Origin of the sequence: Cupriavidus necator (genome assembly GCF_016127575.1) — a bacterium.
In the GTDB taxonomy this organism is placed as follows: domain Bacteria; phylum Pseudomonadota; class Gammaproteobacteria; order Burkholderiales; family Burkholderiaceae; genus Cupriavidus; species Cupriavidus necator_D.
Window position 1 is genome coordinate 1,588,849 of sequence record NZ_CP066019.1, and the last position, 26,147, is coordinate 1,614,995.

The following is a 26,147-nucleotide window of genomic DNA, read 5'->3' on the forward strand; positions in this document are numbered from 1 at the left end:
CCTCTGGCAGCTGGTCGGCTACATGCTGCGCCTGGGTACGCTCGGCTTCGGCGGTCCGGTGGCGCTGGCTGGCTATATGCATCGCGACCTGGTGGACCGGCGCCAGTGGATCACCGACGCCGACTACAAGGAGGGGCTGGCCCTGGCACAGCTGGCACCCGGCCCGCTGGCCGCGCAGCTGGCCATCTACCTGGGCTATGTCCACTACCGCATCGCGGGCGCGACGCTGGTCGGGATCGCGTTCGTGCTGCCGTCATTCCTGATGGTGCTGGCGCTGGGCTGGGCCTATGTGCGCTTTGGCGGCCTGACGTGGATGCAGTCCGTGTTCTACGGCGTCGGGGCCGCGGTGATCGGCATCATTGCGATCAGTGCGTACAAGCTCACGACCAAGAGCGTGGGCAAAGACCGCCTGTTGTGGGCGATCTACCTGGTGCTTGCCGCGGTCACGGTGGTCACCGAATCCGAAATCGCGTGGATGTTCCTCGCGGCCGGGCTGCTGGTGTGGTTCTGGCGCGCCCCGCCGAAATGGCTGCGCCAGGGCGGCCTGCATGCGGCCGCGGCGACACAGCTGCCCCTGGCCGGGGGCGTGGCTGGCACCATTGACTGGCCCCTGTTGGCACAGATCGCCGTGTTCTTTGCCAAGGCGGGCGCATTCGTGTTCGGCTCGGGGCTGGCCATTGTGCCGTTCCTGTACGGCGGCGTGGTCACCGACTTCCACTGGCTCAATGAAAAGCAGTTCGTCGATGCCGTGGCGGTGGCCATGATCACGCCCGGCCCCGTGGTGATCACCGTCGGCTTTATCGGCTACCTGGTGGCCGGCTTGCCCGGCGCGTCGGTTGCGGCGCTGGCCACCTTCCTGCCGTGCTACCTGTTCACCGTCCTGCCGGCCCCCTACTTCAAGAAATACGGCAAGCTGCCCGCCATCCTGGCCTTTGTCGATGGCGTGACCGCTGCCGCGGTGGGGGCCATCACCGGCGCCGTGATCGTGCTGGCCAGGCGTTCGATCGTGGATGTGCCGACGGTACTGCTGGCGCTTTGCACAGTGGCGCTGCTGCTCAGGTTCAGGAAGCTGCCCGAACCCGTGATCGTGGCCGGCGCGGCGCTGATCGGCCTGGTGATCTATCCGCTCATGCATCATTGACGGGAGCGCCGCGCCGGGTCCATGAAATCGCTTTGCGAGCTTGGGCGCACAACCGGCCCACTGCCCTGGTGGCCGAAGCCACTTGCGATGGACGGCTTTGGGGAATCTAATCCGACGGAGAGGCGTCCCGAGGAGGGTCCCATCGCGCAATGCACAAAATGCGGATCTGAGAACCCCGTGGGCGCCAATTCTTGCCAAACGCCATGCCAGCCTCCCACTCAGGAACCACCGGCTTCCCCACGATCCTGTTTGGCGCTTTCGATCGCCACAACTTCGGCGACTTGCTGCTGCCGCATGTGATGCGAAGCCTGATCGGGCCGGCCAACCCGTTCTACGGGGGCCTGGCCGAGCGCAACCTGAGAATCCATGGCGGCCATCGGGTCCACACCCTGGCGCGGCTTGCAGCCAGCGTGGGCGACAGCGCCGTCGATGTCATCCATGTGGGTGGCGAAACCCTGACCTGCTCGCTCTGGGAGGCGGCCGTGATGCTGCAGCCTCCCGGGCAGGCCCGGGCAGTAGTGGCAATGCTCGATGCCCGGCCGCACGAGCGGACGGTCTGGGCCCAGGCGCAGCTGGGCATACGGGACCTTGTCCCCTACCTGTTGCCGGCCGGCATCTTTGCCAACGTCCGGCGTGTCATTGTCCACGCCGTCGGCGGCATTGAACTTGGATCGGTTGAGCCTGCCATGCGGGCCGAGGTGGTGGCCAAGCTCGGGGCCGCCACCAGCGTCGGGGTACGAGACCATCAGACCCGGGCCATGCTCGCGGAGAACGGCATTGCCTGCCGCCTGGAGCCCGATCCGGCCGTGCTGGTGGCCGAGTTGTTCGGCCCCTGCATCCGCCGGCGCGCCCGCCAGGGCGAGTGCGCCCGCATCGTGTCAGGGTTCTCGGGGGGATACCTGGCCGTGCAGTTCAGCGCGGATTTTGGCGACGACGATACCCTTTCACAGCTGGCGGCCCAGCTCGAACGTATCGCCCGGGCCAGGGCCCTGGGCATGGTGCTGTTTCGCGCCGGCGCCGCGCCCTGGCACGACGACCTGGCTTGCTACCAGCGCCTGGCGGCACGGCTGCGCGGCACGCCTGTGGTCCTGTTCGAATCGCTCAATCTGTGGGATATCTGTGCGCTGATTGCGCACAGCCAGGGCTTTGTCGGCAGCAGCCTGCACGGCGGCATTGTCGCCGGCGCCTTTTTCCTGCCACGGCTTGGCCTGCTCCGGCCCGCACAACCTCCTGGCACCAGCAAGCAGGTCGCCTTTGCCGCGGCCTGGGGCGCGGCCGGGGCGCCGGCCGCGGTGATCGTTCAGGATCTTGCGGACGGCCTGGACGAAGCGATGGCAACCCGGACCGCGCAGCGCAGGGAACTGGCCTGGGAATGGGCCAAGGCATGCAGGAGCGCATTCCAGCTGGTTCAGGAGAACTAGCGCGATCGAAGTGCCCGCCCGAGACGCAAGTCCCCGGTACGAAAAAGCGGGCTTCCGAAGAAGCCCGCCCGGTTTGCCGCTAGACGCCTGTATATCGGCCGGTCAGGCTGGAACCTGCGTCCCCGCCGCCGCCGTCTCCTTCGAGAAAAGACTCCTGGAAGTCGCTACATGGCTGGCCAGCACCGGCCGCAAGACCATGATCGCCAGGAAGGCCGCGCTCAGGTCCATGGCCGCCACCGTGTAGAGGACCGTCGACCAGGTGCCGCTCGCCTCCATCATCAGGTTGCCGACCGGCACGAACAGTGCGCCGATGCCCTTGGCCGTGTAGAGCACGCCATAGATCTTGCCGATGTGCTTGGTGCCGAAGGCATCGCCGGCCAGTGCCGAGAACAGCGAGTAGACCTCGCCCCAGGCCAGGAACACCACGCCCGACAGGATCAGGAAGGCGTACGGGTTGCTGCCGAAGTAGCCGAGCGCGATGATGCCAAGGCCTTCCAGGGTGAAGGCGATGACCATGGTCTTCTCACGGCCGATGTTGTCCGAGATCCAGCCGAACAACGGACGCGAGATGCCGTTCATGATCCGGTCCAGCATCAGCGCGAGCGGCAGTGCGGCCATCACGAAGAAGTGCAGGTCGACCTTGAACTCCTTCACACCCAGGTCCTTGGCGATGACGCCAAGCTGGGCCACGGCCATCATGCCGCCGGTGACGACCAGGATGAACATCACAAACATCAGCCAGAACAGCTTGGTGGACATCGCTTCCTTGAGCGTGTAGTCGCGCGTGGCCTGGACCAGCTTCTGCGATGCCTTCACCTCGCTACCCTTCGGTGCGCGCAGGAACCACGCCGCGACAAAGGCGAGTCCGCCCTGCAGCAGGCCGAAGAACAGGAAGGTGTGCTGGAAGCCCTGCGACTCGATCATGGCCGCGATGGGCAGGATGGTTGCCGCGGAACCGGCGCCGTAACCGCCCGCGGTCAGGCCCACCGCAAGGCCACGGCGGTCCGGGAACCACTTGAGCGCGTTGTTGATGCAGGTGGCGTAGATCGAGCCCACGCCAAGGCCGCCAACGGCTGCGCCGACGTAGAAGCCCATCAGGGTGGTGGCCTGGGAGTTGATGCACCACGCCGCGCCGATGAAGACCGCGCCGAAGGCGACCATCATGCGCGGGCCGAACTTGTCGATGAAGTAGCCTTCGATCGGCGCCAGCCAGGTCTGCACAAGGACGAAGACGGTGAAGGCGATCTGGATGCTGGCGCGCGACCAGCCGTAGGTACTCTGGATTTCAGGGACGAAAAGGGTCCAGGCGTATTGAATATTGGCGGTGGCGATCATGCAGATCACACCGACGATCAATTGCAGCCAGCGTGTGCCTTCCGGGACCTGGCGATTAGCGCCCAGCGCTGCGGACGGATTACTCATTTGCGCGCTCCTTGAATCATTTGGCCATTCAGTTGCGGGGGTGCGGGCGGGTATGCGGACGCACTGCGCCTCAGCATAAGGGTGGCTGCTGGCATTTCATGTCTCCTGTGTCATTGGCATTTATTTGCCTCTTATTCCGACGCCGACCTGAGGTCTCCGCCCTCACCTCTCTCAAGTTCGGAGTGGCGATGGAATACACAGTATGTGATATATCAGGTAAGTCAAGGGAAAGGCATGGCAGGGTTTTCACTGAATTTATGATTGCGAAGGATGGGTTCCGGATATTCACGCTGAAAATGCATCATCGCCCCTGGAAGGAGGCCCGGCCGGGCACCGCCGGATAACCATGAAACCCTTTACTGGAGCCACTTCCGGGCGCGTCGCCGCCGATAGATGAGGGTTCGTTTTGAATGGATGAGGAAAACGACTTAAATCCCATCATTACAAATTTGTCATACCCGGAAGCCGTCCGTTCCGGCCAGAACAGCATGATTACGAAAATGTCATGATTACAGAAATGTCATGATTTTGACCGCACCGAATGATGAACGAAATAAATCAGAGCGATTAATACGGCATAAAACCGCACCGGCGAGCCAAAAAAAATGCCCGCAGGCAAGCCTGGCGGGCGTAGGCATGATGCGTGACATCAGCCGCAGCATGTAGATGCAGTTATAGGCGATTATTCGGGCCAGACAAATAAATAAAAACGCTTAGCGCGGGGTGGCGGTCAGGGATTCTCGAAAACCCTGAGGGATTTACCGAAAAACCCTGAGCGCGATTTGGCGAGATTCAGCAGATGGCAACTTGTCATGATGGATTTCGATTTGCTGGCCAGATGCGCTGCTGCCCGGGTCGGCAGGCAAGCACTGTAGACAAGATCATCCAGGCTGCCCATGAAAGTAGATGAAACGGTAAGTACTGTAGAACTCCTGGAAGCCCGGCGGCCAGGTTGCCCATCCATTGCTATAGATAGAATGGAAAGCAGCAGGCATAGAAGTAGATCTTTTGGTAAGTTCTGTAGAAACTCTGGTAAGCTCCCGAGCAAACCGGCATCCGGAAATTGCGACCATCTATGTCTCATGCGCCACTTGGCTACGACGCGCTTATCCGCAAGTTCGGGCTGCGCGTGCCGCCGCTGCGCTCGACGTCCGCCCTTGCCGACAAGACCGGGGTCCTCAGCACGCACACCGGACCGGACGGCACCACGCGCACCGTGTACCCAAGGAACCGCTACCGCGGCGGCGATACGACCGTGGACCACCTGACTTTCGCGCTGAAGAAGGAGCAGCTCGACCTGACCGTGCTGGCGGCGCTGTTCGAACATGCGCCAGCGGTGCAGGCCGTACGGGAGTGGCTGGCGGCCACCCCGACCTCGCGCTATGCGAGGCTGAGCGCGTTCTATGCCAAATGGCTTGCCGGAGCGCAATTCGACTACAAGCTGCCGGCCGGGGCGCCCAGGGTACTGGCGCTGGACGAGAGCCGGTACCTGACCGGCCCGGCAACGCCGGACCTGCAGTTCGGCATCCAGAACAACCACCTCGGCCCGGCCGCGTTTTGCCCCCTGGTGCGCCGCACCGAGAAGCTGGCGCAGTACATTGCCGCCGACCTCCCCGGCCGCGTGGCCGCGGCCATCAAGCGGCTCGAGCCAGAGTTGCTGGCGCGCGCGGTGGACTACCTCTACCTCGCGGAGACACGATCGACCTACTCCATCGAGCACGAGATCCCCGATAACCAGCGGGTTGCCAAGTTCAGGCGGCTGCTGGAATATGCCGGCAATCCCGCGCCGTTGACCGAAGCCCAGCTGTGCGAGTGGCAGAACGAAATCATCTCGGGGCTGCGCGCCGAATTCTCCTACCGCGACAAGCAGAACTGGCTGTCCCGCGGCGGGCGCATGCGCAACATCGCTGACTATATTCCCCCGCCGCCCGGGCAGCTTGGCGCGATGATGGACGGGATTGCCGCGGTCGCGGGCCTGGTCGAGGCACAGGCGGCGAACCCCATCGTGGCCGCGGCGTGCGTATCGTTTGGCTTTGTCTTCGCCCACCCGTTCTACGACGGCAACGGCCGGCTCCATCGATTCCTCATCCACCATTTGCTGCGCCAGGCCGGTGTCACGCCAGATGGCGTCGTGCTGCCGGTGTCGGCACGGATGCTCAAGCAGATCGATACCTATGCCGCGCTGCTGAAGTCCTATTCCGCCCCGCGGACGGCCCTGCTCAACTACGCGCTGGATTCGGACAGCGACACGATCCTGATCAAGTCGCCACAGCCCGGCTGGCTTTACGCATCCTTTGATGCAACAGCGCTGTGCGAATTCGTCTTCGAATGCATCGAGCAGTGCGTCGAGCAGGACCTTGCGCAGGAGATCCAGTACCTGCGCGCTTACGATGCCAGCGTCGCACGCCTGGAAAGCTGGCTCGACCTGCGCCAGTCACGCCTGTCGAACCTGATCGACCTGATCGTCCAGAACCACGGCGAGCTGTCCAGGCGCAAGCGCAAGCTGTTCGAAGACATCACGGACGACGAGCTCGCCCGCATTGAAGCCGTCGTGCGCGACGAATTCACGGAATACCTCGAGCTCAACGGCAGCCGCTGAAGCGGCGGCACAGCATTGGCACTGCCCGGTGCCGCCACCATGGGGCGGCACCGGCGCCACTATGTATCGCTTTGTATCCCGGGCCACGGCAGACATGAAAGCTTGCACGGATGCCGGGAAGCGGAAACAACCCGGATACGTGCGGACGGTGGAATGCGTCTATCGCCAACACCGGGAGTTCTCCGCCATGTCCGTCGTCGCCATCCATCCGCCGCCGCCCTGCCCCTGCTATCGTGCCTGCCACGACACCGCGCACGCCGACGGAAGCCATCCATGATCGACGCCTTCCTTGCCTTTGCCGCCGGCGTGCTGACTATTGCCTCGCCCTGTGTGCTGCCGGTGCTGCCCATGCTGCTGGCCGGCTCGGTGGGCGAATCCGGCCGGCTGCGCCCGCTGGCGATAGCGCTTGGCTTCGTCAGCGCGTTTTCCGCGCTGGGCATAGTCTTTGGCGCACTGTCCAGCGCCTTCAGCGAAGCCCCAGGCGTGGTGCGCAACGCGGCCATCCTGTTGCTGCTGGGTGCCGGCCTGGCACGGCTCTGGCCGGCGGGCTTCGAGCGCCTGGCGGCCCCGTTAGCCGGCGTGGTCGACCGCCTGGCGGGCGCCGGCGGCCGGACCGGCACCGGCGTGGCCGGCGGCTTTGTGCTGGGCATGACGCTGGGCGCGGTGTGGACCCCGTGCGCCGGGCCGGTGCTGGCGTCGATCCTCGCGCTGGTGGCCAAGGCGCAAGACCTGCATCGCGCCGCCGGCCTGCTGGCGCTGTTCGCGGCTGGCGCGGCCATCCCGATGCTGGGCATTGCCTATGGCGGCCAGTTCGCCACCACTCACGTGCGCCGGCTGGCGCGTCACACGCACCGGCTGCAGCAAGGCTTCGGCGTGCTGGTGGTGGCGACCGCCATCGCCATGTACTTCCAGTACGACACCCTTGCCGTCGCCTGGCTGACCTCCCTTTTCCCTGCCTCCCAACCTGGAGCCTGAACCATGCATCGCTTGCTTCGTACCCTGCTTGCCACTACCGCCATCGTCGCCGCCCAGCATGCCGCCGCCGCCCCTGCCGACTATGGCAAGGCGCCGGAATTCACCGGCATCGACAAGTGGCTCAACTCTGAACCGCTGACCGTTGCCGGGCTGCGCGGCAAGGTCGTGCTGGTCGATTTCTGGACCTATAGCTGCATCAACTGCATCAACACGCTGCCCCATGTGCGTCAGTGGTACGACAAATACCGCGACAAGGGCCTGGTCGTGGTCGGCGTCCACACCCCGGAGTTCCCCTTCGAGAAGTCCACCGCCAACGTGCAGGCAGCGCTCAAGCGCTTCGATATCCGCTACCCGGTAGCGCAGGACAACGCCTATGCCACCTGGAACGCCTGGCGCAACCAGTACTGGCCGGCGCTCTACCTGGTCGACGCCAACGGCACCGTGGTCTACAAGCATTTTGGCGAAGGGAATTACGCCCAGACCGAAGCGGCCATTCAGAAGGCGCTGGGCAAGAACAAGTAAGCCTGCCATATCGCTTACAAGCGACCATTGAGCGCGAATGGCGAACGAGCCTGCCGCGCGCTGGGCCGTGCTCTCCGGCACGGCCCAGGCCTTGGAGCCTGTTCTCGCTTCCAAGACACATCCGAGCCGGTTCCCCGGCACACCTTACGAAAATTCAGATTCCCCAATCTCTAGTTAATAGGAATCATTCTGATTATAATTCGCGGGGTTTTCAAAAGCACATTAAACACATCACTACGTTCGCCTGACCATAACCATGCAAACCGCAACGCGCTCAGTCACCCTGGAGGGGCCGGCCGGCCGCTTCCGGGTCCGTCCGCTCGCCCTTCTCATGGCCGCCATCGGCGCGGGCACTCCGCTGCTGTCAGAAGCACAGGAGGTGGCCGCCGGCGCCGCCGTGGCACAAACCGGGACGTCCGGTGCGGGGGCGAAGCAGGAAGGCCCGACCGCTAAGGCCGACGGCGGCGAGCTGAATGCGGTGGAGGTCAGGGTCGACCGGATCAAGAGCGATCTCGTCAGCCCGACGCGCCAGGTGACGGTGCTGGAGCGCGAGGAAATCGAGGAGCTGAAGGTGGGCTCCACCAATCTCGCGACCATGCTGAGCAAGCTGATCCCGGGCATGGCGGACTCCAGCCGCACGGTCACGGACTTCGGCCAGACGCTGCGCGGGCGCGGCACGCTGATCCTGGTGGATGGCATTCCGCTCAACACCAACCGGGATTCGGCGCGCAACCTCGCCACCATCGATTCCAGCAACATCGAGAAGATCGAAGTCATGCGCGGCAGCAGCGCGATCTATGGCGCCGGCGCCAACGGCGGCATTATCGCGATCACCACGCGGCCCGCGGGCGGCGCGCCCAGCGCGGATACCACGGTGACGCTCGGCACCCCGCTGACGCGGCTGAGCAAGGAAGGGCTCAGCGCCAATGTCCAGCAGCATTTTTCAGGCAGCCAGGGGCCGATCGACTACGCGTTCCACCTCGGCGCGCAGCGTATCGGCGGCTCCTACGACGCGCACGGCCACCGCATCGCGCCGGAGCCCAGCCAGGGCGACCTGTTCGATTCCAACGTCTACAACGTCAGCGGCAAGCTGGGCTGGCGCATCGACAGCCAGCAGCGCATCGAACTGAGCGTGAGCCAGTACCAGGCCAAGCAGAACACCGACTACGCCTCCGATCCGTCGGTGGCCAGGCTGACGCCGGGCACCGCCGCGGCGCGGGCGATCAAGGGGCTGCAGCTGGAAAACCAGAACGAACTGCGCAACACCGTGGTCAATCTGGGCTACCAGAACCTGGACCTGCTCGGCAGCACGGTGTCGACGCAGATCTACTACCGCGACTACTTCACCCGCTTCCCCCCGTTCGATGCGCGCGCGGTGGCCACGCGTGGCGGCAATGTGGACCAGGTCAGCCAGAACAGCGACGTGTTCGGCGGGCGCCTGACCATCAGCACCCCGCTGGGTGCCGACAAGAAGACCAAGCTGCTGTGGGGCGCTGACTACAACCAGGAGCGCAGCGACATGCCGCTCGACGTGTTCGATCCGCGCGCCTACGACCAGAGCGGCGGGCTGGTCTTCAACAAGACCGGTTCGCTGACCTACATGCCGCCGCTGACCACCCGCAGCGGCGGGATCTTCGGGCAGCTTCAGCACAAGTTCAACGAGCAGTGGTCGATGGAAGGCGGCGCGCGCTATGAACGCGCCAGCGCCACGTTCGACGACTTCGTGCCGCTGTCGCAATCGCGGGTCAGCAACCCGGTCGCGGTCCAGGGCGGCACCGTCAACTACGGCGCGTGGCTCTTCAATATCGGCGGTGCGTACGCGCCGGTGAAGAACCAGGAGTTCTATGCCTCGTTCGGCCAGGGCTTCCAGTTGCCCGATATCGGCCTGCAGATCCGCAATGCGCGGCCGGGCTTCAATATCAATTCGTCGAGCCTTGAGCCGGTCAAGACCAACAACTATGAAATCGGCTGGCGCGGCGCATTCGGCAATACGATGGCGAGCCTGGCGCTGTTCTACACCACCTCGCAGCTGGGCGACGTGCAGAGCTTCAACAACGGCCTGATCCTGACCCGGACCAAGGAACGCATCGCAGGCGTTGAGGCTTCCGCCGACTACCTGAGCGACAGCGAGACCTGGGGCGCCGGCGGCACGTTCACCTGGATCAACGGCCGCGAGCAGCCGCAAGGCAGCAGCAGCTTCCAGAACATGACGGGCTATCGCATCCCGCCGCTGAAGCTGACCGCCTACGTCCAGTACCGGCCGATCAGCACTTGGAGCAACCGCCTGCAGGTGACCTACTACGGCGGCCGCGACTACCGGCTCAACGACCAGAACAGCTTCGGGCGGCGCGAGGTCAGCAGCTACACCACCGTCGACCTGATCAGCCGCTACCAGGTCAGCAAGAAGGACACGATCACGGTGGGGATCGAGAACCTGTTCAACCGCTACTACTACCCGTTGTACAGCCAGCTGATGCGCAACAGCAATAACACCAGCCGCCTGCCGGCTGCGGGCATCACGCTGACCGCGATGTACCAGCACCGCTGGTAAGGCTGCCGCCGGACGGCGCTGGCCTGGTCCCTTGACCGGCCGCGCCGTTTGCGCCGGGTTGGCGCAACGGCCGCGGAAGCGGCACGCCGGCGCACGGCGCCTCTCCCCGCTCCTATATCCTCCTGCGCAAGGGAGTTGATACAAACTGTATGCAATTTTTGTATCACGGAGTGCTTATCCCTGCTATTCTTGCTCCCCGGTTGCGGCCTGGAATTGGATCCAGGCCACGCTCGCGGCAGGCGGTCTCCGCCTGCCCGTCAGCGCGCAATGACAGGGCCCGGGGGCAGCCCCTTCCCCGGCGCCAGAAGAACAAGACAGTCCGGAAACCTATCCGGCCAGACAACAGGAGACATGAATGGCGCCCTTGCTATTCAAGGTGGAAGACCGCCCCCCTCGGCTGACGACGTTTTTGCTTGCGCTCCAGCATCTGCTGGCCGCCCTGGGCGGCATCATTGCGGTGCCGCTGGTCATTGGCGGTGCGCTGAAGCTGCCGCCGGACCAGGTCATTGCCCTGGTGAATGCGGCCCTGCTTGGCTCGGGCATCGTCACCATCATCCAGTGCAAGGGCATTGGCCCGGTGGGCATCCGCATGCCATGCGTGATGGGCACCAGCTTCGCCTTTGTCGGCGCGGCCATCAGCGTGGGCGTCGAACACGGCGTGGCTGGCATCCTGGGCTCGGCGCTGGCGGGTTCGCTGGTGATGATCCTGGGCAGCTTCTTCATGCCGGCGATCCGCAAGCTGTTTCCGCATACCGTCACCAGCGTGGTAGTCACCATGATCGGCCTGTCGCTGATTCCGGTGGCCATCGACTGGGCCGCAGGCGGCCAGGGCAGCAGCCGCTATGGCGCACCCGGCAACCTGGCGATTGCCGTCGCGGTGCTGGCGCTGGTGGTCGCGGTGGTGCAGTGGGGCAAGGGCATGCTGTCGGCCTCGGCCATTGTGGTCGGCATTGCCGGCGGCTACCTGCTCTGCCTGGCGCTGGGCCTGGTCGACTTCACCCAGTTTCACCAGGCGCCGATCATCGCGGTGCCGCAGCCGCTGCACTTCGGGATGTCGTTCCCAATCTCCGGCATCGTCGCCATGTCGATCGCTTTCCTGGTGACCATCGTCGAATCCACGGGCACGTTCATGGCACTGGGCGCGGCCACGCAGCGGCCGATTTCCGGTAAATGCCTGTCGCGCGGCATCCTGTGCGATGGCTTTGGCTCGGCCTTTGCGGCACTGGTGTCGAGCCCGCCGCTGTCCACCTTTGCGCAGAACGTCGGCGTGGTTTCGCTGACCGGCGTGGCCAGCCGCCATGTGGTCGCGCTGACCGGCGTCATGCTGCTGCTGGCGGGGCTGTTCCCGGTGCTGGGCGCGCTGGTGGTGACGATTCCGCAGCCGGTGCTGGGCGGCGCCGGCCTGATGATGTTCGCGATGATCGTGTCGGGCGGGATCCAGATGCTCAGCACCGTCAAGTTCACGCAGCGCAATACCCTGATCGTGGCCGTGTCGATCGGCTGCGGCCTGGCGGTGACGTTCCGCCCGGAACTGCTGTCCAAGCTGCCTGCCTTCGTCCATGAAGTGTTTGGCTCCGGCATCACGGTGGGCTCGCTGTCGGCGGTGATCCTCAACCTGCTGCTGCCCGGCGGCAAGGACGAGCCTGCCGAACAAGCCGGCCACGGCACCGTCGGCGAGGCTGCCTGAGCAGCCTGCCTTGAAGCCCGCGGGCGCGCGCTAGCGTGCGCCGCCTCGCGCGGCCGCCCCGCCCCCTGGCGCGGGCGCCTTCAGCAGCGGGTAGGGATTGATCGCCCCGCCCGCGGTGTAGACGCCATAGTGCAGGTGGGGCGGCGTGCCCCGCGCATTGCCGCTTGTGCCGACATAGCCCAGCACCGTGCCGGGCACAATCACGTCGCCGGCACGCACGCCGGCGTAGTCGTCAAGATGGGCGTAGTAATGCAGCTGGCGCCCGGGCCCCATCACCCACACCACCTTACCGCCCAGCTTGTTGGTGCCCACGCGCGTGACAATGCCCTCGGTAGCCGACACCACCGGGCGGCCGCGCGGCGCAAAGATATCGATGCCCTCATGCTTGCGTCCGCCGGAGCGCGCGCCGTGCCAGGTATCGCGCAGCGCGCCCGGGACAATGCCCTGGACCGGCACCGGCAATGCCACCGGCGCGGGGCGGACCGAGAGCCGGGCCACGTAGATCGCGCGTTCGAGTGGCGGCCGCAACCAGGGCCAGGCGAGCCAGATCAGGCCGATGCTCACCACCAGCCAGATCAGGCCGGCGAAAGCGCGGGGACGGGAAGACAGACGGGAGGCATGCATATGCCTTCGACGGCAGCCAGCCCCGCAAATTCCCCGTCAGGCGGGCCTGCGCGCCACATCAAACGGCCCCGGCACCACTTTCGAAAGCACTCTCCGGCCGAACCATACGGGCTGGCGCCGGTCATACCCTGACTGTTTTCACTGCAATGAGGAGAAGCAATGGATTGTCCGGTGTGCCCGCAAACGCAACTCGTGATGTCCGAACGCCAGGGCATCGAGATCGATTACTGCCCGAAATGCCGCGGTGTCTGGCTGGACCGGGGCGAACTCGACAAGATCCTTGAGCGCTCCGTGGCAACCGCCCCGGCACAGCAGGCGGCGCCGATGCAGCAAATGCCGCAGCAAACCCCGCCCCCGCGACAGGAATACCAGCGCGGCCATGGCGACCGCGACCGGTACTATGAGCGCGAGCAGAAGCACTATAAGAAGAAGAGCATCTGGCACGAACTGTTCGACTGAAGCCGGATTGCTAGTGCCACTGGTTCCAGCACAACGTTTGTGTGCTCGCTCTCCCGCTTGCGGGAGAGCAACCGTGTCAAGTCGGCATGCTGTCGAGCAATTCGACCTTGTTCTTCCACACGTCGCTGGTGCGCAGCTTGTGCGTCATGTCGATGTCGTGAGACTTAATGCGGGCGTCCAACCGCGCTATATGCTCCTTCAAACTCTTAAGTGCGACTGGCGGGGCAGTGGCAACCCATGCCTTCTCCTGCGCGCGCATCGCCACCAGTTGGCTGCGTCTATCCAGTAGATCGGCAAACTCGCGCTGCGCCTCGTCGGGCAGCGGCCGCGCCGGCGGGCGAATCTGCAGGGCGAAGCGTGCCAGTACCATCGCATCAAGCCGATCGGTCTTGGCCAGGATCCCGCAGGCCGAAGGCCCGGCTTGATGTCGTTTCTAGCTAAACCACCCCTCACCCCGGCCCTCTCCCCATGAGGGGAGAGGGAGAACACCTTGCTTAGGCTAGTTCGGGCGGCTTTGGCGCACCCAAAACCGTTGGCTTGCTGTCTGGGTGCTCCCAGCCCTCACGCCGCCTTGCGCCGGCGCCGCGAAGCTTCCGCGGCAGCATCGCGCAACTCAGGCGGCAAGGCACGCAATTCCACGGTGAAGAAGGCACGCTCGGCCGGCCGCAGCGCCGGCAACTGGGCGGCCAGCCGCTCCACCGCGGCACACGCTATGGCGGTAGCGCCTTGCTCGTGGGTGAGGTACCAGGCCGATTCGAGCAGCAGGTTGGCCAGCTGCAACGGCCCCAGCCTGACGTGGCCGGCGTCATGGTCTTCCAGCGCGAACGCAGCCACGGCGGACCAGCGCACGAAGCCCTTGGCCGGTGCGAACGGCGCGTGGAACGGCCGCAGTGCGTCGACAGCGTCGGCAACGGACAGCGGGCGCTGGCGGCGGAACGCGGCCATGCTGTCGTTGGCCCTGGCTGGCCGGTCGGACGGCGGGGTATCGGGCCCGCAGCTGCCGCGTGCGATGCGCAACAGGAAGATTGCGTTCCACGCCGTGCCACCGCCCACGCCGAACCGGTCGCAGATCCACTCCGACAAGCCCAGCCAGCGCATCGCCTGCCGCTGCACCGCGCTGGCGGACAAGGTGCGCGCGGCATCGACCAGGCCGTGCTGCCAGAACAGCCACAGGCACAGGCCGATATTGGCCGCGGCATGCTGCACGGCGTCGACGGAATCCGCCTCGTAGGCGGCCTGCAGCGCACCGGCGAAGGTATCCAGCGCCAGCTGCGCGGCCCGCGCCGTGCCGGCATGACCGGCGCGCATGGCATCGGCCTTGTGCAGCAGCGCTTCGAGGTTCAGCACTTCAAAGCGCACGCGCGGGTTGTAGCGCACCACCAGGCGCAGTTCCGGATCGGACTGCAGCCCTTCCAGGCCGGCACGCGCGCCGTCGCTGTCACCGCGGGTATAGCGCTCCCAGGCCCGCACGATATGCGCCATGGCGCAGAACGCGGGCGTCGCTGCGCCGGCCTCAGCCGCCTGCACCAGGCGGTCGACACGCCTGAGTGCCGCCCGGCTCTGATCGAGGCGGCCGCAGCGCCGCCACGCCAGGCTTTCCTTGAGCAATGACAGTGCTTGCTGGAATCCGTCGCCGGCACTGCGGCCTGCCGCGCGGAAGGACTCGGCCACGGCCGAGCCGTGCATGCCCGCGTGGCCGTCCTGCGCGCCGCGCATGGCCTGGGTCAGCTCGCTCCAGAAGGCCATGTCGCGCATCACGTAGCCGACGCCGTCCGGCTGGCCCGCCGGCGCCGCTTGCGGCCCCGTGGGAAAGCCAAGGCGGCGGGCCAGCGCGGCCGGGCCCAGCGTGCGCCCGTCCGCCACAAAGCGCAGGTGGCGCGCGCACGCTGCCGTGATCCAGAACGGCCCGCGGCTGCGCTGCGCCGGATTGGCCGCGGCCGGGTCGCGCTGGCGGTCGGCCCCCCATCCGACCACCACCTGCCAGCGCGCAAAGTCCGCGAACGCGCGCGACACCAGCATGCGCAGGTTGGCCGCCGTCGGGAAGGCGCTGCGCACCACCGCCGCGGTGACACCGCCCTCCCCGGTGCGATGCGCATGCCAGATGCGCGCCAGCAGCCAGACCGACTGGTAGCGCGCGGGTTGGCCGTCGACCCGGTACGGGGCCGACACGTCGATATGGATCGGAGCAGGCGTGGCTGGCATCAGGTAGGCAGGGATCGAGTGAAAACCGCTGGTGGCGCCCGTCATGTTACGCAAGTTACAGCCAACGCGGTTGGCCTTATCCGGACGCTCTCCTATGCTGCGCACCACGGTCCGGGCCCGGATTGCCATCCCCTCAACTCTTCTGCAAAGCCATGAACAAACATCTTGCTCGTCTGCTGACACCGATGGCGATCGGCTTCGGCCTGCTCGCCTCCACCCTGCCCGCCCTGGCGGCACCGAAAGAAGTCCCGCTGGATGCCGCGGCGCTGTTCCGCCAGGCCGATGCCACCGGCACCATGGTGATCTACGACCTGCGGCGCGACCGCATGCTGACCTACAACAAGCCGCGTGCGGCCACGCAGTACTCGCCGGCGTCGACCTTCAAGATCCTGAACTCGATGATCGGCCTGGAGAGCGGTGCCGTGGCCGACGTCGACCATGACAAGCTGCCGTGGGACGGCAAGGTCTGGCTGGTCGGCGGCAAGGCTGTCCTGCCCGACGCCTGCAACGCTGACGTGCCGCTGCGCGTCGCCTTCCCGAATTCCTGCGTGCCGGCCTACCAGGCGCTGGCGCGGCGGGTTGGCAGCGCGGCCTACCAGCGCTACCTGACCGCATCGCACTATGGCAATGCCAACAGCTCCGGCCAGGTCGACCGCTTCTGGCTGAACGGCACGCTGCAGATCTCCGCCTACCAGCAGATCGACTTCCTGAAGGGCGTGGTACAGCGCACGCTGCCGTTCTCCCCGACCACCTTCAAGGCCGTGGACGACATCACTGTGATGGAGCGCACCGCCGGCTACACCCTGCACGCCAAGACCGGGTGGGCCGATTCGGCCAAGCCCGCAGTGGGCTGGCTGGTGGGCTGGGTTGAGCGTGGCGACGACGACTACCTGTTTGCACTCAATCTCGACATGGTGCAGCCCGAACACGCCAAGGCGCGCATGGAGATTGCGCGCGCGGCGCTGCGGCAGGCGGGGGCGTTGCCGGATTGACGCAGCCGAAGGCGCCCGCCGCACGCGCGGCCGCCTGCAGTGACTGCCCTCGGATATTCACACAGGCAATTTCTCCCCCGTATTTCAGATCCGTCTGATTTACCTGCCGACCCCGGATCGATAGCTTTGGCCGGCCGGCATTTCCCACCGCGTCGCCCGACGCAACCATTCCGTAGTGGGATCTGCCCGACGCCCATATGCAACGGGACAGCTAGACCTTTCCCACAATCCGGAGGTGAAATCCAATGAGAAAAATGGCAATGCCGGCAGCCCTGCTGTCGGCCATCGCGCTGCTGGCCGCCTGTGGCGGCGGCGGGGACGACGCAACGACCACACCGGCGGCACAAACGCCACCGTCCGAAAATAATCCGGCACCGGCGCCTGCACCAAAGCCTGAGCCCTCGCCCGAAGCAGCACCGCAACCTGCACCCACTGGCGAGCTGCCGCCGAGCCTGAGCGCACCGCAACCGGGCTCGACGGCAACGGTCGGCAATGGCAGCGAAGGTCTCTGGGTCGGCTTCATGAACGCCACGCTGGTCGACAACAGCGGGAAGTTCGTGCACGCGAGACTGACGGGCGTGCTGGCAGGCGCGTTCCAGTTTTCTGGCTCGGCCTGGACGCTGGGCCCCGGCACGCTGTACGAAACCGGCTTTGCCTACCCGGCCACCGGGGCCGGCACCATTACCCCGGGGCAGCGCTTTGACGGCAATTTCGTCGCCACGCCAAGCAACCCTATCAATTTGCTATCCGGTACCTATGATCCGTCCAACGCGCTAGCCGTGGACCAGGCTGCCATCGCCGGCAACTGGAAGCAAGACGGCTTTGCCATGCAGATCGATGACGCGGGCAACGTCACCGGTACCTATACCAGCGGCACCCGCATTTGCGACCTGCAGGGCACGGCAACGCTTGCCACCCCGGGATCGGCCAAGAACCTGTATGCGGTCAGGATCGTTGCCGAAAACTCCACGCAGCCGGGCAGCACCGGCTGCGCGCTGTCGACCGGCGTGCCGCACAACGGCTTTGCCGCGATCCGCCTGATGCCGGCCGACGGCAGCATCATCGTGAGCAGCAGCACGCGCTATGCACGCACGCTGGTGATGGCCGCCAGCACCGGGACCGGCGGGTACTTCACCATGCAGATGTCCAAACAATAAGCCCGCCCCCCCGCAACGCCCCCGGGCGGTCCTCCTGCGGGCGGACCGCCGCTACCTTCTTCCTTCCGAGCCATGGCAGTGGCTTCCCGATCACCTGACACCCAGGCGGCGCATCCGCCCTCCGGGTTTCCCCGCGGTTGAGTTCTGCGCACCCATATCATTTAATTCAACATGAATTAATTAATAGCGGACGGAGACAAGATGACCGCATCCAAAGCGGGCCGTGGCGTGAATTCCGCCAGCCTGCGCCTGTACAACGAACGCGCGCTGCTGCTGGCGCTGCGCCGTGCCGGCGAGGCCTCCAAGGCTGACCTGGCGCGCATGGCGCAGCTGACCAATACGGCGGTGGGGAGCATCGTGCAGACCCTGTCCGAGGAAGGTCTGGTCGAACAGTCCGGGCGCCGCACGGAAGGCCAGCGCGGCCAGCCGGCCAGCCTGATCCGGCTGCAGCCCAAGGGCGCCTTCGGCATTGGCGTACGGCTGGACCGCGGCAGCATCGAGGTGGTGATGGTGGACTTTGCCGGCCATATCCTGGCCAGCCGCGCCCACCAGCTGGTCCTGCCCCACCCTGACCAGGCGCTGGCAATGGTGCGGCACGATATTGCCGAGCTGCGCGCCCTGCTCACCCCCACCGAACAGAAGCGCCTGCTGGGCATCGGCGTGGCGCAGCCCTATAACCTGGGTGCCTGGCTGCGCGAGCTGGACGTACAGGGCGAAGCCTTCCAGGCAAGCTTCCGCGCCTGGGACCAGGCTGACTTCCCGGCAATGCTCAACGCCGCCACCGGCTTGCCGGTCTTCGGCGAGAACGACGGCACCGCCGCCGCGGTGGCCGAACTGTTCTACGGGCGCCACCATGCCCGGCATTTCCTCTATGTCTTCCTTGGCCCCGCCATCGGCGGCGGCGTGGTGCTCAATGGCGACTGCGTGCGCGGTGTCTCCGGCAATGCCGGCGATATCGCGATGATGCCGGTGCCGCCCAGCACCCTGCCCTCCGCGCCGGTTGCCACCGGCACCGGCAAGCGGCGCGACATCCTGATCTCGCGCGCGTCGCTCAACGCCCTGACCCGCCACCTGCGCCACCACGGCGTGGTGGTCAACGGCCATGCCGACCTGCAGCGCCAGGTCGAGCTGGGCCACCCCGCGGTCGAGGAATGGATTGCCGACTGCGTCGATGCGCTGGCGCCGGCGCTGCAGTCCGCCCTCGCCGTGCTCGACGTGCCGCTGGTGATCTTCGATGCCGATATCGACGGCGGCCTGGTCGCCACGCTGATTGCGCGCCTGCAGCAGGTGCTGGATGAAAGCGCCCCCGAAGCCCGCGCGCCCGCCACCGTGGTGCGCGGCTGCTTTGGCGCCAACGCCGGCGCGGTGGGTGCCGCGTCGCTGCCGATGTTCATGAACTTCTCGCCGCGCGCCGAACTGCTACGGGGCGCGTCTGCCATCGTTCCGGAGGCCGGCCATGCCATTGTCTGAAGCACCGCGTACCTCGCCCATGGCAGCGCACCTGCATGGCGGCCATGCGGGCCCAGCGCCGCTGCTTGAACTGCGCAATATCTCCAAGACCTTCCCCGGCGTGAAGGCGCTCAGCAACATGGAGCTGACCGTCTACGCCGGCGAAGTCCATGCCCTGATGGGCGAGAATGGCGCCGGCAAATCCACGCTGATGAAGATCCTGTCCGGCGCCTACATCGCCGACCCGGGCGGCGAGTGCCGCATCGCCGGCAAGCCGGTGGCCATCGACGGCCCGGCCACGGCGCGCGCCCACGGCGTGGCCGTGATCTACCAGGAGCTGAGCCTGGCGCCCAACCTGAGCGTGGCCGAGAATATCTACCTGGGCCGCCACCTGCACCACCGCGGCATGGTCGACCGCGCCGCCATGGCGCGCGCCTGCGAGGCCACGCTGGCCCGGCTGGGCGCGGACTTCACGCCGCAGACGCCGGTGCATACGCTGTCGATCGCGCAGCGCCAGCTGGTGGAGATCGCGCGCGCGGTGCATTTCGAGACCCGCATCCTGGTGATGGACGAGCCCACCACGCCGCTGTCCACCCGCGAGACCGACCGCCTGTTCGCCCTGATCCGCCAGCTGCGCGCCGAAGGCATGGCCATCATCTATATCAGCCACCGTATGGCGGAAATCGATGAGCTGGCCGACCGCGTCACCGTGCTGCGCGACGGCTGCTTTGTCGGCACGCTCACGCGCGACGTTCTGACGCAGGCGGCGCTGGTCAAGATGATGGTCGGGCGCGACCTGTCCGGCTTCTACACCAAGACCCATGGCGCGGCCGCGCCGGGCGAGATCATGCTGTCGGTGCGCAATATGTCCGATGGCCGGCGCGTGCGCGGCTGCAGCTTCGACCTGCGCGCCGGCGAGGTGCTGGGCCTGGCCGGGCTGGTGGGCGCCGGGCGCACCGAGCTGGCGCGGCTAGTCTTCGGCGCCGATGCCCGCACCGATGGCGCCGTGTTCGTGGCCGGCACGCCGCTGGCCGTCACCGGCCCGCGCCAGGCGATCGATGCCGGCATTGCCTACCTGACCGAAGACCGCAAGCTGCAGGGCCTGTTCCTGGACCAGAGCGTGCACGAGAACATCAACCTGATCGTGGCCGCGCGCGATGCGCTGCGCGGCGGGCGCCTGAACCGCGCCAGCGCGCGCCAGCGCACCGCCGCGGCGATCCGCTCGCTCGGCATCCGCGTGGCGCACCCGCAGGTCAACGTGGGATCGCTATCCGGCGGCAACCAGCAGAAGGTGATGCTGTCGCGGCTGCTGGAAACCCGGCCGCGCGTGCTGATCCTGGACGAGCCCACGCGCGGCGTGGATATCGGCGCCAAGGCCGAGATCTACCGGCTCATCAATGAGCTGGCGAGCTCCGGCGTGGCGGTGCTGATGATTTCCAGCGAACTGCCCGAGGTGGTCGGCCTGTGCGACCGCGTGCTGGTGATGCGCGAAGGCGAGCTGGCCGGCGAAGTGCCGGGCTGCGCCGATGCCGCCGCCATGCAGGAACGGATCATTGCGCTGGCGACCGGCGCCGGCGAGCAACCGCCCCCGGTCCTGCACTGAACCGCTGAATTCCCGTACAGGCCGGCAAAGAACGGCCGCACCGGGGCGGCATCCCGCCTCGCAGCATCAGGAGACACATATGCGCAATCCCCTCTCATCCACGGCCCATGGCGTCACCGCCCAGGCTGCCACGCCGGTGGGCCACGCCACCGGCCGCGCCACCACGCAGGAACGCCTGCGCGCGCTCGGCATGCTGCCGGTGCTGGTGCTGCTCTGCTTTGGCTTCACGCTGCTGACCGAGAACTTCGCCAGCCTGCAGAACCTGTCGATCATCGCCCAGCAGGCGTCGATCAACCTGGTACTGGCCGCGGGCATGACATTCGTGATCCTGACCGGGGGCATCGACCTGTCGGTGGGATCGATCCTGTCGGTGTCGGCCGTGGTGGCGATGCTGGTCTCGCTGATGCCGCAACTGGCGGCGCTGAGCGTGCCGGCAGCGCTGCTGTGCGGATTGCTGTTCGGACTGGTCAACGGTGCGCTGATCGCCTTCATGAAGCTGCCGCCGTTCATCGTGACGCTGGGCAGCCTGACCGCGGTGCGCGGGCTGGCGCGGCTGGTCGGCAACGACAGCACGGTCTACAACCCGGATATCCCGTTCGCATTTATCGGCAACGGCGACCTGCTGGGCATCCCCTGGCTGGTGGTGATTGCCGTTGCGGTGGTCGCGGTGTCGTGGCTGGTGCTGCGCCGCACGGTGCTGGGGCTGCAGATCTACGCGGTCGGCGGCAATGCCGAGGCGGCGCGCCTGTCGGGCATCAAGGTGTGGGTGGTGCTTCTGTTCGTCTATGCGGTGTCGGGCCTGCTGTCGGGGCTGGGCGGCGTGATGTCGGCGTCGCGGCTGTATGCGGCCAACGGGCTGCAGCTGGGGCAGTCCTATGAGCTGGATGCGATCGCCGCGGTGATCCTGGGCGGCACCAGCTTTGTCGGCGGGGTCGGATCGATTGCCGGCACGCTGGTGGGTGCGCTGATCATCGCGGTGCTGTCCAACGGGCTGATCCTGCTGGGCGTGTCGGATATCTGGCAATACATCATCAAGGGCCTGGTGATCATCGGCGCGGTCGCGCTCGACCGCTATCGCCAGAAGGGCTCGGCCCGTACCTGAGCTGCGGCCGCACAGGAGACAGACCGTGATCCAACCCATCCTCAAAGCCCTTGCCGCGAGCGCGCTGGCAGCGCTGTGCGCGGCGCCGGCCCTGGCACAAGCGCCCGCGCAGACCGCGCCGGCTTCAGATGTCCAGTCCGTGCAGCGCCCGCTCAAGAAGGTTGGCGTGACCCTGGGTTCGCTGGGCAACCCGTATTTTGTCGCACTGGCCCGCGGTGCCGAGGCCGCGGCCCTGCAGGCCAACCCGAAGGCAAAGGTCACCGTGCTGTCGGCGGACTACGACCTGAACAAGCAGTTCATGCACATCGACAGCTTTATCGTCGCCGGCGTCGACCTGATCCTGATCAACGCCGCCGACGCCCGCGCCATCGAGCCGGCGGTACGCAAGGCGCGCAAGGCCGGCATCGTGGTGGTGGCGGTCGATGTGGCCGCCGCCGGCGCCGATGCCACCGTGCAGACCGACAACACCCAGGCCGGCGAACTCGCCTGCGGCTTTATCGCCGACCGGCTCAAGGGCCGCGGCAACGTCATCATCCAGAACGGCCCGCCCGTATCGGCGGTGCTGGACCGGGTCAAGGGCTGCAAGACCGTGCTGGCGCGCCACCCCGATATCCGCATCCTGTCCGACGACCAGGATGCCAAGGGCTCCCGCGAAGGCGGGCTGAACGTAATGCAGCTGTACCTGACGCGCTTTCCCAAGGTGGATGCGGTCTTCACCATCAACGACCCGCAGGCCGTGGGCGCGGACCTGGCCGCGCGCCAGCTCAACCGCCGCGGCATCGTGATTGCCTCGGTCGACGGCGCGCCTGACATCGAGGCGGCATTGAAGGCCGACACGCTGGTGCAGGCCTCGGCCAGCCAGGACCCGTGGGCCATTGCCCGCACCGCTGTGCAACTGGGCGTGGGCATGATGAATGGCCAGCGCCCGCCCAACCCGACCGTGCTGCTGCCGTCCACGCTGGTGACGCGTGCCAATGTAGGCCAGTACAAGGGCTGGGCCGCGCCGCGGTAAGCGGCACGGCCGGTCCTTCCACCCTCTTTTCCATTTGCTGATTCCATGATGGCTAGCCCCCCTGCCGGCGCTCCGGCACCTGAACCTGCTCCAGAGTTCGATTTCGTACTGTTCGGCGCCACCGGCGACCTGGCGCGGCGCAAGCTGCTGCCGGCACTGTTCGATGCCCACGCCGCCGGTTCGCTGCATCCGCGCGGGCGCATCCTGGCACTGGGCAGCCAGCCGCTGTCGCATGACGCCTACCTGGCGATGCTAAACGACGAAGTGCTGCCAGCGCTGGCCGGCAACGCCGCGGCCGCAGCGTGGCAGGGCTTTCTCGACCGCATCGTGTACCTGCAGGTCGATGCCAACGCCGATGCCGGCTTCGGCGCGCTGGCCGAGCTGGTCAATGCGCGCGCGGCGCCAGTGGTGGTGTTCTACCTGGCCACGGCCCCGCACCTGTTCGTCACCATCTGCGAGCAACTGGCGCGCGTGGGCCTGACCGGCCCGCGCAGCCGCATCGTGCTGGAAAAACCGCTCGGGCACGACCTGGCCTCGTCCGAGGCCATCAACGCGGAAGTGGCGCGGCACTTTGCCGAGGACCAGATCTACCGGATCGACCACTACCTGGGCAAGGAGTCGGTGCAGAACCTGATGGCGGTGCGCTTTGGCAACGTGCTGTTCGAGCCGCTGTGGCGGCGCGAATGGGTGCGCCAGGTGCAGATCACCATCGCCGAAGAGCTGGGCGTGGAGCGCCGCGGCAACTTCTATGACGGCATCGGCGCGCTGCGCGACATGGTGCAGAACCACCTGCTGCAGCTGCTGTGCATGGTGGCGATGGAGCCGCCCACGAGCCTGTCGGAAGACGCCATCCGCGATGAGAAGCTCAAGATCCTGAAGGCGCTGCGGCCGATCCGGCCGGAAGACGTGGCCGAAAAGGTGGTGCGTGGCCAGTACTCCCGTGGCGCCGCGGGCGGCGACCCGGTGCCCGGCTATGCCAGTGAACCCGGCATCGCGCCCGACAGCCGCACCGAGACCTTCGTCGCTATCCGCGCCGAGATCGCCAACTGGCGCTGGGCCGGGGTGCCGTTCTACCTGCGTACCGGCAAGCGCATGCAGTCGCGCGTGGCGGAGATCGTAATCCATTTCCATGACGTGCCCTACCCGCTGTTCCCGCACCCGCTGGGAATCATGTCCGGCAACCGGCTGGTGATCACGCTGCAGCCCGAGGAGAGCATCCGGCTGTATTTCCTGACCAAGCAGCCGGGCGACACGCAGGCGCTGATTCCCGCGTCCCTCGACCTGCAGCTGAACACTGCCGCCCCACGTGTACGGCGCGTGGGCGCGTACGAGCGCCTGCTGCTCGACGTGATCCGCGGCCGGCTGGGCCTGTTCGTGCGGCGCGATGAGCAGGTACAGGCGTGGCGCTGGGTCGCGCCCATCCTGAAGACGTGGGAGAACTCGCCCACGCCGCCCAAGCCTTACACCGCCGGCACCTGGGGCCCGGCAGCCTCCAGTGCCCTGCTGTCGCGAGACGGCATGGCCTGGCATGAAGAGATGTAGCCCACGTATTGCGGAGTATCTGACATGACCACTTCCCTGCCCGCCTGGCAAGCCCTGCGCGCGCACGCCGACACCCTGCGCGGCACCCATATGCGCGACTGGTTCGAAGGCCCGCGCGGCCCGCTGCGCGCCGAGCGCTTCACCGCCGAAGCCTGCGGCCTGACGCTGGACTACGCCAAGAACCGCATCACCGACGAAACGCTGGCGTTGCTGTTCACCCTGGCTGGCCAGGCGCGCGTGGCCGAGCGGCGCGACGCCATGTTCGGCGGCGAACCGGTCAACACCACCGAGCACCGCGCAGCACTGCATATCGCGCTGCGCGCCTATCCGGAGGACGGCTATCGCGCGCTCGGCGTGCCCGTGGGCGCTGACGTAGCCACGGTGCTGGCACAGATCGAGCGCTTTGCCAACGCGGTGCGCAGTGGCGCCTGGACCGGGTTCGATGGCCGCGCGATCACCGACGTCGTCAATATCGGCATCGGCGGGTCGGACCTGGGCCCGCGCATGGTCTGCCGCGCGCTGAGCGATGCACAAACCACCGGCCCGCGCATGCACTTTGTCGCCAATGTCGACGGCAGCGATTTGGCACGCACGCTGTCGGGGCTGGATGCCGCCACCACGCTGGTGATCGTCTGCTCCAAGACCTTCACCACGCTGGAAACCATGGCCAACGCCTGCACCGCGCGCGACTGGTTCCTGCAGCAAGGCGTGACCCGCGCCGGGCTGGCGCGCCATTTCGTGGCGGTGTCGACCAACCGCGATGCGGTGGCCGAGTTCGGCATCGACCCGGCCAATATGTTCCCGTTCTGGGACTGGGTGGGCGGACGCTTCTCGCTGTGGTCCGCAGTGGGACTTTCGATCGCCGTGGCCATCGGCTTCGAGCGCTTCCGGCAATTGCTGGACGGCGCGCGCGCGATGGACCTGCATTTCGCCAGCGCACCGCCCGAGCGCAACCTGCCGATGATCCTGGGCCTGCTCGACGTCTGGTACCGCAGCTTCCTCGGCGCCGGCAGCCGCTGCGTGGCGCCCTACTGCGAGCCGCTGGAACTGCTGCCGGCCTTCCTGCAGCAACTGGAAATGGAAAGCAACGGCAAGTCCGTGCGGCTTGACGGCGGCGCGCTCGATGCGGGCTCGGCCGCTGTGGTATGGGGCACGACCGGCACCAACGGCCAGCACGCCTACTTCCAGATGATGCACCAGGGCTCGCAGCTGGTTCCGGTAGACTTCATCGCCACGCTGGAACCCGTGAGCGACTTGCCCGGCCACCATACCAAGCTGCTGGCCAACTGCTTTGCACAGGGCGAGGCGCTGCTGCGCGGGCGCACCGCCGACGAAGTGCGCGCCGAGGGCGTGCGCGACGAAGCGCTGGTGCCGCACCTGGTGTTCGAGGGCAACCGGCCCAGCAATACGCTGCTGCTGCAGCGGCTGGACCCGTACCACCTGGGCGCGCTGCTGGCGCTGTCGGAACACCGCACCTTCGTGCAGGGTGCGCTGTGGCAGATCAATTCGTTTGACCAGTGGGGCGTGGAACTCGGCAAGAAACTGGCCGCGCCGATCCAGCGCGAACTGGAAGGCACGGCCGGCGCCGCCGCGCATGATGCGTCGACGGCCGCACTGATCCGCCGCGCCCAGGCAGTGCGGGCAACGGCCGCAGGCTAACCCCGCGGCAAACAACACAGGAGACGCC

General features: G+C 66.7%; 21 protein-coding genes. 17 read left to right on the top strand and 4 right to left on the bottom strand.

The features are described from left to right. Nucleotides 1-22: 22 nt before the first annotated feature. Both I6H87_RS26260 and I6H87_RS26265 read left to right on the top strand, forming a co-directional pair. A complete protein-coding gene (locus I6H87_RS26260) occupies nt 23-1,141 on the top strand; it encodes a chromate transporter (protein WP_231881515.1) in 1,119 nt (372 codons plus the stop codon). A gap of 203 nt (nt 1,142-1,344) precedes the next feature. Beyond that, complete coding sequence (locus I6H87_RS26265; protein ID WP_010814469.1) at nt 1,345-2,562, top strand: polysaccharide pyruvyl transferase family protein; 1,218 nt, start codon at nt 1,345-1,347, stop codon at nt 2,560-2,562. 102 nt (nt 2,563-2,664) lie between these two features. Here I6H87_RS26265 and oxlT read toward each other — a convergent pair whose 3' ends face one another. Then, nucleotides 2,665-3,984: an oxalate/formate MFS antiporter gene (oxlT, locus tag I6H87_RS26270; protein WP_010814470.1), complete on the bottom strand. Its 1,320-nt coding sequence runs from the start codon at nt 3,982-3,984 to the stop codon at nt 2,665-2,667. A gap of 522 nt (nt 3,985-4,506) precedes the next feature. Here oxlT and I6H87_RS26275 point away from each other — a divergent pair. The 6 genes from I6H87_RS26275 (at nt 4,507) to I6H87_RS26300 (ending at nt 12,318) form a co-directional block, all read left to right on the top strand. Beyond that, a complete protein-coding gene (locus I6H87_RS26275; RefSeq protein WP_155737074.1) occupies nt 4,507-4,650 on the top strand; it encodes a hypothetical protein in 144 nt (47 codons plus the stop codon). Between the two features lie 409 nt (nt 4,651-5,059). After that, nucleotides 5,060-6,583 (top strand): Fic family protein, encoded by a 1,524-nt coding sequence (locus I6H87_RS26280; protein WP_010814471.1) that lies wholly within the window; start codon nt 5,060-5,062, stop codon nt 6,581-6,583. A 273-nt stretch (nt 6,584-6,856) separates the two neighbouring features. Beyond that, entirely contained in the window at nt 6,857-7,558 is a 702-nt protein-coding gene (locus I6H87_RS26285) for a cytochrome c biogenesis CcdA family protein (protein WP_010814472.1), read from the top strand. A 3-nt stretch (nt 7,559-7,561) separates the two neighbouring features. After that, on the top strand, nt 7,562-8,080 hold the full coding sequence (locus I6H87_RS26290; protein WP_010814473.1) for a thioredoxin family protein: 519 nt from the start codon (nt 7,562-7,564) through the stop codon (nt 8,078-8,080). A gap of 256 nt (nt 8,081-8,336) precedes the next feature. Further along, nucleotides 8,337-10,631, top strand: coding sequence for a TonB-dependent receptor (locus I6H87_RS26295; protein ID WP_011617268.1), 2,295 nt, complete (start codon nt 8,337-8,339; stop codon nt 10,629-10,631). Between the two features lie 355 nt (nt 10,632-10,986). Next, nucleotides 10,987-12,318, top strand: a complete 1,332-nt coding sequence (locus tag I6H87_RS26300; protein ID WP_010814475.1) for a nucleobase:cation symporter-2 family protein — start codon at nt 10,987-10,989, stop codon at nt 12,316-12,318. A 30-nt stretch (nt 12,319-12,348) separates the two neighbouring features. On the opposite strand, the gene I6H87_RS26305 is transcribed toward I6H87_RS26300, so the two are convergent. Continuing rightward, nucleotides 12,349-12,942, bottom strand: a complete 594-nt coding sequence (locus tag I6H87_RS26305; RefSeq protein WP_011617269.1) for a M23 family metallopeptidase — start codon at nt 12,940-12,942, stop codon at nt 12,349-12,351. Nucleotides 12,943-13,101: 159 nt separating this feature from the next. Here I6H87_RS26305 and I6H87_RS26310 point away from each other — a divergent pair, with 159 nt between their 5' ends. Continuing rightward, the gene (locus I6H87_RS26310) at nt 13,102-13,401 is read left to right on the top strand and encodes a TFIIB-type zinc ribbon-containing protein (protein ID WP_010814477.1); all 300 of its coding nucleotides are present in this window, start codon (nt 13,102-13,104) and stop codon (nt 13,399-13,401) included. A gap of 76 nt (nt 13,402-13,477) precedes the next feature. Here the strand turns inward: I6H87_RS26310 and I6H87_RS26315 are convergent, their stop codons facing one another. Then, entirely contained in the window at nt 13,478-13,771 is a 294-nt protein-coding gene (locus tag I6H87_RS26315) for a hypothetical protein (RefSeq protein ID WP_051398564.1), read from the bottom strand. A 191-nt stretch (nt 13,772-13,962) separates the two neighbouring features. Next, nucleotides 13,963-15,603, bottom strand: coding sequence for a hypothetical protein (locus tag I6H87_RS26320; RefSeq protein WP_041688442.1), 1,641 nt, complete (start codon nt 15,601-15,603; stop codon nt 13,963-13,965). A gap of 152 nt (nt 15,604-15,755) precedes the next feature. Here I6H87_RS26320 and blaOXA point away from each other — a divergent pair, with 152 nt between their 5' ends. The 8 genes from blaOXA (at nt 15,756) to pgi (ending at nt 26,119) form a co-directional block, all read left to right on the top strand. Next, entirely contained in the window at nt 15,756-16,595 is an 840-nt protein-coding gene (gene blaOXA / locus I6H87_RS26325) for an OXA-1206 family carbapenem-hydrolyzing class D beta-lactamase (RefSeq protein WP_011617271.1), read from the top strand. A 245-nt stretch (nt 16,596-16,840) separates the two neighbouring features. Continuing rightward, entirely contained in the window at nt 16,841-17,752 is a 912-nt protein-coding gene (locus I6H87_RS26330) for a hypothetical protein (RefSeq protein WP_231881442.1), read from the top strand. 201 nt (nt 17,753-17,953) lie between these two features. Beyond that, nucleotides 17,954-19,222 (top strand): ROK family protein, encoded by a 1,269-nt coding sequence (locus I6H87_RS26335; protein ID WP_011617273.1) that lies wholly within the window; start codon nt 17,954-17,956, stop codon nt 19,220-19,222. A gap of 19 nt (nt 19,223-19,241) precedes the next feature. After that, a complete protein-coding gene (locus tag I6H87_RS26340) occupies nt 19,242-20,804 on the top strand; it encodes a sugar ABC transporter ATP-binding protein (protein WP_041688111.1) in 1,563 nt (520 codons plus the stop codon). 79 nt (nt 20,805-20,883) lie between these two features. After that, on the top strand, nt 20,884-21,906 hold the full coding sequence (locus I6H87_RS26345) for an ABC transporter permease subunit (protein ID WP_010814484.1): 1,023 nt from the start codon (nt 20,884-20,886) through the stop codon (nt 21,904-21,906). Nucleotides 21,907-21,931: 25 nt separating this feature from the next. Continuing rightward, complete coding sequence (locus tag I6H87_RS26350) at nt 21,932-22,918, top strand: ABC transporter substrate-binding protein (RefSeq protein WP_011617275.1); 987 nt, start codon at nt 21,932-21,934, stop codon at nt 22,916-22,918. 45 nt (nt 22,919-22,963) lie between these two features. Continuing rightward, complete coding sequence (gene zwf / locus I6H87_RS26355) at nt 22,964-24,460, top strand: glucose-6-phosphate dehydrogenase (protein WP_011617276.1); 1,497 nt, start codon at nt 22,964-22,966, stop codon at nt 24,458-24,460. A 24-nt stretch (nt 24,461-24,484) separates the two neighbouring features. After that, nucleotides 24,485-26,119 (top strand): glucose-6-phosphate isomerase, encoded by a 1,635-nt coding sequence (gene pgi, locus I6H87_RS26360; protein WP_010814487.1) that lies wholly within the window; start codon nt 24,485-24,487, stop codon nt 26,117-26,119. The last annotated feature ends 28 nt before the right edge of the window (nt 26,120-26,147 follow it).